Origin of the sequence: uncultured Desulfovibrio sp. (assembly GCF_944324525.1) — a bacterium.
In the GTDB taxonomy this organism is placed as follows: domain Bacteria; phylum Desulfobacterota; class Desulfovibrionia; order Desulfovibrionales; family Desulfovibrionaceae; genus Desulfovibrio.
This window is the reverse complement of sequence record NZ_CALUWS010000013.1, coordinates 45,128-56,884: the sequence shown is the minus strand read 5'-3', so window position 1 is coordinate 56,884 and position 11,757 is coordinate 45,128. Positions and strand designations below refer to the sequence as shown.

Genomic DNA, 11,757 nt, shown 5'->3' with positions numbered 1-11,757 from the left:
CCCAAACCCGGGGAAGTAAAGCCCAACTTTGTCCTGTGGGCCAACTGGACCCCGCAGATGGAACAGGATTTCCGCGACCTTATCCGCGAGGCCGAGCAAGAGCTGGCGGCGGAGTCCGCCCCCGCTGACCGGCCCCCCAGCTCTTTCCTCCTTCAAGATGGCGAAAAAAAGCGGCTTCAGGCGTCCCTGAGGCCGCTTTTTTGCCGCCATACACATGCCACGGGCTATTATTCTAGAGCGGATTCGCATTGAAATTATGTCTAATTTTCATGCTGACGCTGCCTTCATCCTACGGAAAAAACGTGGTTTTTTCGTGTGTCGCTTGCGGGCAGTCGCTCTCGCGACTACCAGAGCAATCCCCATTTTCCATGTGGAATCGTTCTATCAGCAGCAAAGCAGCCTTTTCCCCGCATGGTGACGCTTCCTGACTGCATAGAGCATGCGGTGTACGCCGTTGCCGCTCGCCCTTCTCTTCCCCGCGCCTCGCCTGTGAAACAATCCCGCTTCCCGCGGATGCCGTCCGCACGCTGTCCAGTGAAGAGCGGGCAAAAAAACAGACGTATCTCCCGGTCCCGCATATTTTAGCTATCCTATTACCTTTATTCTATGTTTTATTTTTTCCTCTTTTCCTACCGTTTCCCCTTGCCAACAAAAGCGTCTTGATATAAATAAAACTATATTTGTGACGGCGCGCCGGCAAGGCCGCACCATCGGCGTGGCATCCGCGAGGATAGGCTGAACGGCATGGAGCCGGACGAAAGCGGAAAGGTCATTGCCGCATCCGCGGCATCAGGAAAGTCTATGCGCTGGTTTGAAGGGTGGAAAACGACGTTGCCTGACGGCACAGCCTGCGGCGGGGAGGACATCCTCTTCGACCCCGCTTTCGAGGCGCTGCAAGCCGAGGTCAACAAGAATGACGGCCTGCAACCGGACATGCGGACCGACTGGGGGCTTGTCCTTGAGATGGCGACAAACCTGCTGTCGACCAGGGTCAAGGATCTCTGGGTCTTTTGCTATGGGTGTCGGGCTGTCTATGAGCAGAGCGGCATTTCCGGCCTTTCGGCAGCTATCGAGATCACCACCCATTACGTAGCGACCTGCTGGGACGAGCTGTACCCGGCGGTCACACGTCCCGCACGCCGGGCCGCGCCCCTGCTGTGGCTGGTGGGCAAGCTTGAGATCCTTATGCCCGCCGGGAGCTTTCCCGTGGAACGGCAGGAGGCCTACGAGGCATTGCGGCAGTCCCTGTCAGCCCTGCAGGAAGAACTGGATGCGCGCATGGGGGAAGCCGCGCCGTCATTCCGCAATATCCTGCGCGCCATCCCTGTCAAAAAGGAAACGCCGCCCGCCAGGCCCGCCGCCCCGGTCGCGCCCACGCCCGCCCCGGCCCCCGTCCTCCCTTCCGAGAGCGCCCGCGTGGTGGCCAATCTGGACGGGGACGGCCGTGTCCCTGATTCCATCCTGCCGCAGCTGCTGCGGGCCACCATCGAGCAGACCCAGCAGCTGGGCATGCACTACCTCAGTCAGGATATCCGCGACTGGCGCGTCTATCTTCTGCACCGGACGGCGCTGTGGACGACGGTCGTCCAGCTTCCGCCCGCCAATGGCGAAAAAGTCACCCAGTTGCGCATGGTGCTGCCGCAGGACAAGGCCCTGGCCTACAGTTCGGCCGTGAGCAGCAAACAGTACGAAAGCGTGCTCCCCCAGCTCGAACGTACCATGCGCAAGGCCCCTTTCTGGTTCGACGGCCATCATCTTGTGGTGCAATGCCTTGACGCGCTGGGGATACATGATGCGCGGGACATCGTATGTCAGATACTGCGCTGCTTCCTGCAACGCTATCCCGAGCTGCTCGGCTACAAATTCCATGACGGAACGCCCTTCGCCTCCCCCGCCACGATCCAGTGGCTGGAGACCCTGCGCAACAAGATACCGACCGAGGAAGAGAAGAAGGTCTCCCCGCAGCCCGGCGATGCGGAACAGGCGCGGCGGGAAGACAGGTTGCTCAGTCAGGCCGTGGCCATTGCGGAGGAACAGAATTTCGAGCGTGGCCTTGCCTCGCTCGGGCCGGGGGTCTCCGGCAAAAGCCGGCAGGCGATCCTGCATGGCCTGCTGCTGGCGCGCTACTGCCTGCGTGCGGGGCGGCCCAAGGCGGGCAGGGAACTGCTGCAGGAGCTTTATTCCCGGCTGGAAGAGTGGGATCTGCTGGACTGGGAGCCGGAATTGGGGGCGAAGATCCTGGCCCTGCTCGTGCAGTCCGGCGGAGGCAAGGGGCAGGAGGCCATGCGACGCCGCCTCTATTCCCTGCAGGCTGAAGCCGCCATCAAATTGTTTGAATGACCAAACGGAGGAATCAATGGCCAAAGACTCGTCCATCGCTCCCAAGGAGCGGATCAACGTGACCTTCCGCCCCGCTACCGGCGGCGCGCAGGAAGAGATAGAACTGCCGCTCAAGGTCATGGTCGTGGGCGATTTTCTGCAGCGCCATGACGGCAGGCCGCTTATCGACAGAAAGCCCGTAAGCGTCAACAAGAACAATTTTGCCGACGTGATGGCAAAGCAGAATCTGGAAGTGCGGCTTTCGGTACGCAACAGGCTGACGGACAGCGAGGATCCCGGCGACCTGCCGGTCAGTCTTTCCTTCCAGAGCCTGCGCGACTTTGAGCCGGAAGGCGTGGCGCGCCAGATCCCCGAGATGAACAGCCTGCTCAAGCTGCGGGACGCGCTGATCTCGCTCAAGGGGCCTCTCGGCAATGTCCCGGCCTTCCGCGCCGCGCTGGAGGACGCCCTGCATGATGAGCGCCAGCGACGCCAGATCATGGAGGAACTCAATATCTCCCTTTCCGACGGGGAATCCGGCAAGGGTCCCGATCAACCGGGTGAGGACGCGTCCGGCGACGCCCCCTCCGGCGATAACGACAAGTAGCGGGCGCCGCCGCCAAGGAGCATGAACGCATGAGTCAGTTGCAGGAGCAAACAAGCCAGTCCACGGGGTCTTCGCTGCTTGATTCCATCATCAGCCAGACCTCCCTGACGCCCGAGGACGAAGGATATGAGGCCGCCCGTCTGGGCATCAGCGCCTTCATCGAGGAGATGCTGAAGCCTGTCCACGCCGGCGAGAAAGTCCGCAAGGCGGCCGTTGACCACATGATCGCGGAGATCGACCGCCGTCTGTCCGCCCAGATGGACGAAGTGCTGCACGACAAGGTCTTTCAGGAAATGGAATCCGCCTGGCGCGGCCTCAAGCTGCTGGTGGACCGTACGGATTTCCGGGAAAACATCACCGTCGAGATGCTCAACATCACCAAGGACGAGCTTCTGGACGACTTTATCGACTCGCCCGAGATCGCCCAGTCCAGCCTGTACAAGCAGATATACACGGCGGAATACGGCCAGTTCGGCGGGCATCCGGTAGGCGCCATCATCGGCAATTACTATTTCACCCCCACCGCCATGGACATGCGCCTGCTCCAGAGCGTGGCCAGCGTGGCCACCATGGCGCACGCTCCCTTCATCGCGGCGGCCGCGCCTTCCTTTTTCGGCCTGGGGGACGGTTCCTTCCAGCGCCTGCCCGCGCTCAAGGATCTTCAGGACATTTTCACCAGCCCCGCGTACACGAAGTGGAACGCCTTCCGCGAGTCGGAAGATTCCCGCTATGTGGGCCTGACCGTGCCCCGCTTTCTCCTGCGCCAGCCCTACGACCCGGAGGAAAACCCGGTCCGGGCCTTTGTCTACAAGGAAACCGTGGACGACAACCACGCCAATTTCCTCTGGGGCAACACGGCCTTCGCCTTCGCCACGCGCCTTACCGACAGCTTCGCCCGCTACCGCTGGTGCGCCAACATCATCGGCCCCCGCTCCGGCGGCGCCGTGGAGGACCTGCCCATCCACCTCTATGAGAGCCTCGGCGACATCGAGATGAAGATCCCCACCGAAGTCCTCATTTCCGACCGCCGCGAATACGAACTTGCCGAACAGGGCTTCATTGCGCTGACTATGCGCAAGGGCTCGGACAATGCGGCTTTCTTCTCGGCCAACTCCTGCCAGAAGCCCAAGTATTTCGGCATTTCCGAAGAAGGCAAGAACGCCGAGCTCAACTACCGTCTGGGCACGCAGCTGCCTTACCTGTTCATCATTTCCCGCCTTGCCCACTACATCAAGGTGCTGCAGCGCGAAAACATCGGCTCGTGGAAGGAACGCTCGGATCTGGAAAGGGAGCTGAACACCTGGATCCGGCAATACGTCGCCGACCAGGAGAATCCCAGCGCCGATACCCGCAGCCGCCGCCCCCTGCGCGATGCGCGCATCGTGGTCTCGGACGTCGAAGGGGATCCGGGCTGGTATCGCGTCTCCTTAAGCGTGCGCCCGCACTTCAAGTATATGGGCGCCTACTTCACCCTTTCCCTCGTGGGCAAGCTGGAGAAGGAATAGACCGTGGCGGGGAGTCTGTTTGAAAGGCTGACCCTGGGACAGGCCGGGGCGGACATGAGCGAGGACGAGTCCATCCGCGGCAATCTGTCCCGCGTCCTTGGCGCGCGTCAGGGGGCCGTCCAGGCGCTGCCTTCTTACGGACTCCCCGACATCAATGATCTCACCCTGTCACGCAGCGAGCTGCAAAGCATGCTCAGCGCCGCCATAGAACGGCTCGTCGCCGATTATGAACCGCGCCTCCGCAATCCCCGCGTCGTCAGTCTGCCCATGCGGGAGGACGCGCCCTTTACGCTGCTCTTTTCCATCCAGGCGGAAAAGATACGGCACGACGGCCGCCTTGAACCCTGGACATGGACGGTGTCCGTGGACGAAGGCAAATGCCGGAGCAGAGCATGAGCTTCAACCATTATTATGAAAGGGAGCTGGTCGCCCTGCGGACCCTGGGGCGGGAATTTGCCGCGAGCAACCCCGCGCTTGCTCCCTTTTTCAATACTCCCGGCAGGGACCCGGACGTGGAGCGCATCCTTGAGGGGGTCGCCTTTCTTACCGGTCGCCTGCGCGAAAAGCTGGATGACGAACTGCCGGAGATCACCTACGCCCTGTTCAATCTGCTCTGGCCCAACTATCTGCGGCAGTTGCCCGCCTGCAGCGTCATCCAGTTCCGGCCGTCGGAGGGGCTTTCCCGAAGCGCCTTCATCCCCCGGGAATCCGTGGTGCTGTCGGAAGCCGTGGAGGGCACGCCGTGTACGTTTCGCACGGCTTACGACACGGAAGTCATGCCCCTTGAGCTTGCCGATCTTTCCTTCACCACACGGGACGGCGAGGCGGTCATGGCCTTGCGCTTTCGCAGCGAGAGCGCCACGCTGGACCAGATCGCGCCGCGCCGGCTGCGCCTGTTCCTGACCGGCGAGACGAGCATCGTGCATACCCTGTACTACCTGCTTGTGCGCCGGCTGCGCTGCCTGCGCCTCCATGCCGTGGACGAGACAGGCAAGGACACGCGCCTTGCGGAATGGGAGCCCAACGTGCGCCCTGTGGGCTTCGCGCATGACGAGGTGCTTTATCCCTATCCGCCCAATTCCTTTCCCGGCTATCGCATCCTTCAGGAATATTTCTGTTTTCCCGAAAAATTCCATTTTCTTGACATCGATTTCGGCGAGAGCTTTACGGGAGACAACCTGAGCCGGGCCGGAAGCTGCCGGGAGTTTGTCCTGCACTGCGTGCTGGAAGAGCTGCCGCCGAATTTCGAGTCCTACTCCCGGGAAAACGTGCGCCTGTTCTGCACGCCCGTCATCAATCTCTTTGCCCGCTCCGCCTCGCCGCTCACCTGGGATCACAGGCAGACGGAGTACCGCATCGTGCCCGACCCCAGATTTCCCTATCATTATTCGGTCCACAGCGTCACCCATGTGGAGAGCTGGGACACGGCGGGCAAGCGCCACAGGGAATACCAGCCGTTCGAGTCCTTCGAGCACAAGCGGGGCGGCGAGAAGGCCGCCTACTACCGGCTGCGCGTGCAGCCCTCGGCCACGGACGAAAGCGTGGAGACCTATATTTCCCTCGTTGCCGATGACGATGGAGAGCTGCCGCAAAGCGCCACCCTGTCCATGGATCTTGTCTGCACGAACCGCATGCTGCCGCTGCGGCTGGGCGTGGGCGACATCTGCCGCCCGTCGGACAGCGGCGATGCGGCCATTCCCTTCACGAACATCATCCCCGTCACCCCACCCTTCGCTCCGCCGCTGGAAGGCGACGCCCTGTGGCGTCTCCTGTCCAACATGTCGCTCAATTATCTTCCGCTGACCAACATCAACGCGCTGCGCGGCATCGTGGCCACCTACGATTTCCGCGCCCTGCATGACAGCCGCAGAGCGCGCGTGCTGGAAAGGATACTGGACGGCATGACCGGCATCCGCATGCAGGAGACGGACCGCATCCATGAAGGGCTCCCCCTGCGTGGCGCGGTGACGGAACTTTCGCTTATGTCGCGCAGTTTTTCCTGTGAAGGGGAAATGTTCCTGTTCGCCTCCGCGCTCAATGAATTTCTGGCCCTCTACGCCACGGTGAACAGCTTCCATCAGCTTATCGTGCGCGAGGAAAAAAGCGGAGAAAGGTACATATGGCCGCCACGACTGGGCAAGCTGACGCTGTGATGGCGCCGGCGGCCGCCCTCCCCGCTTGCCCGCGCAAGGGAAAGACCGCCGTCTACAGCAGGCTTGAGGAATCTCCCGGCAGTTTCGCCTTTGCGCAGGCCGTGCGCATGGTGCGCCGCTATCTGGCCTGTCAGGGGGTCGGCGCGCCGGAAAAGGCCCTGCGCTTTCGCGTCAATCCCAATCTTTCCTTTCCGCCGGGAGACATGGAAAGCCTGACCTTCAGCGGGCAGGGCGCGGACACACGGGCCATGCTGACGCTCAACCTCATGGGCCTGCATGGCGCGGCGTCGCCGCTGCCCGTCCATTTTTCCGAGCATGTGGCCCAGCACCAGGATGATGCCGATGCGCTGCGGGATTTTTTCGACATCTTCAATCACGGCTTTATCGACATCCTGTACGGCGCATGGTGCAAGTACCGCTATTACCTGCAGTATCAGGATGGCGCGACGGATGCGCTGTCGCGGCGCTTCCTCGGCTTCATCGGCATGGGCTATGAGCAGCTGCGCGGGAAGGAAGGGCTCAACTGGTCGCGTCTGCTGGCCTATATGGGGCTCATCGCCTTCAAGAGCGATGCGGCCGGCTCGCTGGAAAGCACGCTGCGCCATTACTTTTCCCACGAGGCGGTGCATGTGGTCCAGTGCATACGCCGCATCGTGCGCATCCCCGAAGATCAGCTCTGCCGTCTCGGCGTCGCCAATTGCCGCCTGGAAGGGGACTGCCTGCTGGGCGAACATGTTGCCGATCAAACGGGCAAGTTCCGCATCCTCATTGCCGGTCTCTCGTGGCAGCGCTTCAATGCCTTTCTGCCGGATCAGGCCATTTTCGCCGAACTCGCCATGCTGGTGAAGATGGTCCTGCGCTCCCGCCTGCAGTTTGACGTCGAGCTGCGCCTGCGGCCGGAGGAGATCCGCCCTCTCACCATCGGCGATGCCTCGGAAACGCGGCTCGGCTGGTCCTCCTGGCTGGGGGACGGCGGCGACGGCATCGTGATTCTGGAACCGGGCTATCAGGAGAACTTATGGTAAACATGAATCTTTCCGCGTTGATCACAGCTCTCGACGCCACGTGCCGCGATGCGCTGGAAGATGCCGCCGCCCTGTGCGTCAGCCGGGGCGGTCACGAGATCGGTCTGGAAGACTATCTGGAGAAGCTGCTCGACACGCGCGAGATGCGGGATCTTGCCGCCCAGTTCGACCTGTCCCTCGAGCGTCTGCGCTCCCTGTTCGGCGGCCGGCGCTCCCCGGAAAAGCCGCACGGGAGGTCGGCGCCGGTTTTCGCGCCCCTGCTGATCGAGTTCATCCAGGAGGCTTACCTCATAGCCAGTCTTGAACTGGGACGCGAACAGATCGACGTTTTTACTCTTGTTCTGGCGCTGCTGGTCAATCCGGCGCGTTACGGCATGCTGCCCTGCTTCCGCGAACTGGGCAACATCCCCGCCGATGCGTTGAAGCGCCTCATGGCGGGACTGGGCGAGGCCTCCTCCGGCCGGCCGGCCGGGACTTCCGCCCCGCGCGGCGAAAGCTTTCTGCAGAAATACGCGACGGACTTCACGGAAGAAGCGCGACGGCGGCACATCGACCCCGTTTTCGCCCGCGGCCCGCAGATCCGGCAGATGGTCGACATCCTTACCCGCCGCCGCAAGAACAATCCCATCCTTGTGGGCGATCCGGGCGTGGGCAAGACCGCCGTGGTCGAGGGACTGGCGCTGAAGATCGTTCAGGGCGACGTGCCCGATGTCCTGGCGGGAACGCGCCTTGTCGGACTGGACATGGGACGCCTGCAGGCCGGAGCGTCCGTCAAGGGCGAATTTGAGAAGCGCCTCAAGGGCGTCATCGACGAGATCAGGTCGTCCGAAACGCCCACCATCCTTTTCATCGACGAGGCGCATACCCTCGTCGGCTCGGGCAATGCCGCGGGCAGCGCCGACGGCGCCAACTTGCTCAAGCCCGCGCTGGCCAGAGGCGAAATGCGCACCATCGCCGCCACCACCTGGAGCGAATACAAAAAATATTTTGAAAAGGACGCGGCGCTGGCCAGACGCTTCCAGCTCGTTCGTCTTGATCAGCCCACGCAGGAGGAGACGCTTGCCATCCTGCGCGGCCTGATCCCCCATTACGAGCAGGCCCACCATGTCTATATCCGCGATGACGCCGTACGCAGCATAGCGGAACTCTCCACCCGCTACATCAGCGGCCGCCAGCAGCCGGACAAGGCGGTCGATCTGCTGGATACGGCCTGCGCCCGCGTCAAGGTCAGCCTGGGAGCGAAGCCGGCCCTTCTGAGCGCGCTGGAAGAAGAGCTGGCGGTCATCCAGCGCGAATTGCAGGCCCTGGAGCGCGACCAGAGCCAGGGCGTCATCCCCGGCGACACTGAGGAGAGCGCCGCCCGTCATGCCCGCCTGCGGGGACAGGCCGCCCGGCTGACGGAGCGCATCGAGTCCCTCTCTTCCCGCTGGAAGCGGGAAAAAGAGCTGGTAACGGCCATCCTGGCACGGCGAAAGGCCGTGTTTGAGGCCGCTGAGACGGCGGAGACCGCCGAGCCGGACAGGCCGAAGGAACAGGCCGGAGAGACGCCCGCCGCCCCGACTGAATCAGCCTCCCTGGAGACGCTTGCCGCCCGCCTGCGGGACGAACAGGGCGAGTCCCCCCTTGTCTTTTATGAAGTGACGCCGCAGCTGGTGGCCGAGATCGTGGCCGAATGGACGGGCATCCCGCTGGGCAAATTGACGGAAGATGCGGCCTGCAGGCTCTCCCACCTCAAGGAGCACCTCCTTCGCCGTATCCGCGGGCAGGACCATACCCTGGAAATGCTGGAAAAGGCCGTGCTGGCCGCGCGCACCGGCCTGAACAATCCCCATGCGCCCACAGCCATTTTCCTGCTTGTGGGCCCCTCCGGGGTCGGCAAGACGGAGACCGCCCTGGCGATCGCCGATGAGCTTTACGGCGGCGAAGACATGCTGATCAGCATCAACATGTCGGAATTTCAGGAAAAACACACCATCTCCCGCCTTATCGGCTCGCCCCCGGGCTATGTGGGCTACGGCGAAGGCGGCAGACTCACGGAAGCCGTGCGCCGTCAGCCGTATTCCGTCGTGCTGTTCGACGAGGTGGAAAAGGCCCATCCCGACGTCCTCAATCTTTTTTATCAGATGTTCGACAAGGGCGTCCTCGTCGATGGAGAAGGCAGGGAGACGGATTTTCGCAATACGATGATCTTTCTGACCTCGAACCTGGGCAGCGACATCGTGGCGGCCCTGTGCGAGGACGAAACGCCGCCGGACCCCGCCACGCTGGTGGAGGCCCTGCGCCCTGCCCTGACGCAGTTTTTCCGCCCCGCCCTGCTCGGACGGATGACCATCGTCCCCTACATGTCGCTGCGGCCTGACATCATGCGGGAACTCGTGGACATGAAGATATCCCGCATCGCGGCCCGCCTTTTCGCTCAGCACCGCCTCCCTCTGGTCTGGAGCGACGAGGTCGCGGCCTCCATTGCGGCAAGCTGTACGGTGACGGATGCCGGCGCGCGCAATATCGACCACATCATCAATGCCTCCCTGCTGCCCAGGATCGCCTCGGCGCTGCTGGCCGGCAGGGGACATGGCGGCCGGGCGCGGATATGCGTCGAGCTGGATCAGGAACGGGGGAGCTTCGTCTGCTCCATGACGAAAGACGGGGGACGGGGATGAAGCCTCCGCTTCTGCTTGCCCTTTGCCACCGGCTGCGGGATCAGGCCGGGGATCATGCCGCCATTTCCCGGGCGCTGGCGGAAAGCGTCCGCGAGCTGGAGGACGCGCGGGCGGTGGGCGTCTATCTGCGGGACTACGCGGGCGAAACGCTGTTTCTTGCCGGTCAGTTCCCCGAAAGCGCCATAAGCGAGGATACCCCCCGTCTGTCCGCCGAGAGCTGGGACGATCCGCTCTGTTATTGCCTGCATACCGGCATGCCCGCCTCCTTCGCGCTGACGGAGGACCTGCCCGAATCGGTGCGGCTCGTCTCCTCTTCGCCGGATATCCGTTCCTGCAACGTCTATCCCGTTCCCGAGCTGGGTTCCGGCGGCATGGGCTGCGTGCTGAGCCTTTGCCGCACTTCCTCGCGCGCGCGTCAGACAGCATGTCAGTATCTTTGCCTGTATGCCGGCGCGCTGCTCGAACTGGCGCGCGGCCACAAGCAAAGCGGCTATGCCCTGCAAAGCCTGGAAAGGGAGATCAGGCAGCTGAAAGCGGACAACAGCGCGCGGCAAAACCTGCCGTTCGCCGGAAGCGGCCCGGCGACGCGCAGCCTGCGCGAGGCCATCGCCCGGGTGGGCGACTCCTCCGCTCCCCTGCTCATCACGGGCGAGACAGGCACGGGCAAGAGCCTGCTGGCCCGCATGGTGCATGACGCCGGCAACCGCCGCAACGGCCCCTTTCTCGCCATCAACTGCGGCGCGCTGACGGCAAGCCTGCTGGAAAGCGAGCTTTTCGGCCATGTCAAGGGCGCGTTCAGCGGAGCCGTCGCCCACAACAAGGGGCTTTTGCGAAGCGCCGACGGCGGAACGGTCTTTCTGGACGAGATAGGCGAGATGCCGCCCTCGCTCCAGGTCGCGCTGCTTCAGGTCCTGCAGGAACACAAGGTGCGGCCGGTGGGGGGCGCGACATTCCACCCCGTCAATATGCGCATCATCGCCGCCACCAATCGTGATCTGGAGGAAGCCATGAAGGCGAACGCGTTTCGCCGCGACCTCTATCACCGGCTGGCCGTCCTCAAGATACACGTCCCTCCTCTGCGGGAACGCCGGGAGGATATCCTTGAGCTTGCTTCGCTGTTCCTCGAGCGCGGTTGCGCCAAAGCCGGCCGGCCCCCCTTGCGCCTGTCGCCGGAAGCCTGCCTCCTGCTGCTGGGCTATGCCTATCCCGGCAATATCCGCGAACTGGAGGCCATGATCGAGCAGGCGATCAACGGCACTCCCGCTGACTGCTGCCAGCTGGAAGCCGGCGACCTCATTTCCCGGACGGGACGCGAACTGCATCACCTCTCCCTGTCCCATTTCCGGGAAATGCAGGAAAAATGGTTCATCCAGCAGACCATGAAACTCTACGATGGAGATATTCAGGCATGTTCCAGGGCCCTTGATGTTCACCCGCGCACCATTCGCCGCCGTTTGTCCTCCCTTCACCCCTGATGAAGGCCCCGCG

At 63.0% G+C, this 11,757-nt stretch carries 9 protein-coding genes; all 9 read left to right on the top strand.

Features of this window, described 5'->3' with window-relative positions; genetic code table 11:
* The coding region (locus tag Q0K12_RS05165) for a hypothetical protein (protein WP_297260703.1) at nucleotides 1–252 on the top strand (252 nt) is incomplete at its 5' end.
* A gap of 549 nt (nucleotides 253–801) precedes the next feature.
* The gene (tssA, locus tag Q0K12_RS05160; protein WP_297260702.1) at nucleotides 802–2,340 is read left to right on the top strand and encodes a type VI secretion system protein TssA; all 1,539 of its coding nucleotides are present in this window, start codon (nucleotides 802–804) and stop codon (nucleotides 2,338–2,340) included.
* Between the two features lie 16 nt (nucleotides 2,341–2,356).
* Nucleotides 2,357–2,926, top strand: coding sequence for a type VI secretion system contractile sheath small subunit (tssB, locus tag Q0K12_RS05155; RefSeq protein ID WP_297260701.1), 570 nt, complete (start codon nucleotides 2,357–2,359; stop codon nucleotides 2,924–2,926).
* 29 nt (nucleotides 2,927–2,955) lie between these two features.
* Nucleotides 2,956–4,431, top strand: a complete 1,476-nt coding sequence (gene tssC, locus Q0K12_RS05150) for a type VI secretion system contractile sheath large subunit (RefSeq protein ID WP_297260700.1) — start codon at nucleotides 2,956–2,958, stop codon at nucleotides 4,429–4,431.
* 3 nt (nucleotides 4,432–4,434) lie between these two features.
* Complete coding sequence (gene tssE, locus Q0K12_RS05145) at nucleotides 4,435–4,827, top strand: type VI secretion system baseplate subunit TssE (RefSeq protein ID WP_297260699.1); 393 nt, start codon at nucleotides 4,435–4,437, stop codon at nucleotides 4,825–4,827.
* The gene (tssF, locus tag Q0K12_RS05140; protein WP_297260698.1) at nucleotides 4,824–6,584 is read left to right on the top strand and encodes a type VI secretion system baseplate subunit TssF; all 1,761 of its coding nucleotides are present in this window, start codon (nucleotides 4,824–4,826) and stop codon (nucleotides 6,582–6,584) included. Before tssE ends, tssF begins: the two co-directional genes overlap by 4 nt.
* Complete coding sequence (tssG, locus tag Q0K12_RS05135; protein ID WP_297260697.1) at nucleotides 6,551–7,609, top strand: type VI secretion system baseplate subunit TssG; 1,059 nt, start codon at nucleotides 6,551–6,553, stop codon at nucleotides 7,607–7,609. The genes tssF and tssG overlap by 34 nt, the downstream gene beginning before the upstream one ends.
* On the top strand, nucleotides 7,603–10,269 hold the full coding sequence (tssH, locus tag Q0K12_RS05130) for a type VI secretion system ATPase TssH (RefSeq protein ID WP_297260696.1): 2,667 nt from the start codon (nucleotides 7,603–7,605) through the stop codon (nucleotides 10,267–10,269). Before tssG ends, tssH begins: the two co-directional genes overlap by 7 nt.
* Nucleotides 10,266–11,744: a sigma-54 dependent transcriptional regulator gene (locus tag Q0K12_RS05125; protein WP_297260695.1), complete on the top strand. Its 1,479-nt coding sequence runs from the start codon at nucleotides 10,266–10,268 to the stop codon at nucleotides 11,742–11,744. Before tssH ends, Q0K12_RS05125 begins: the two co-directional genes overlap by 4 nt.
* The last annotated feature ends 13 nt before the right edge of the window (nucleotides 11,745–11,757 follow it).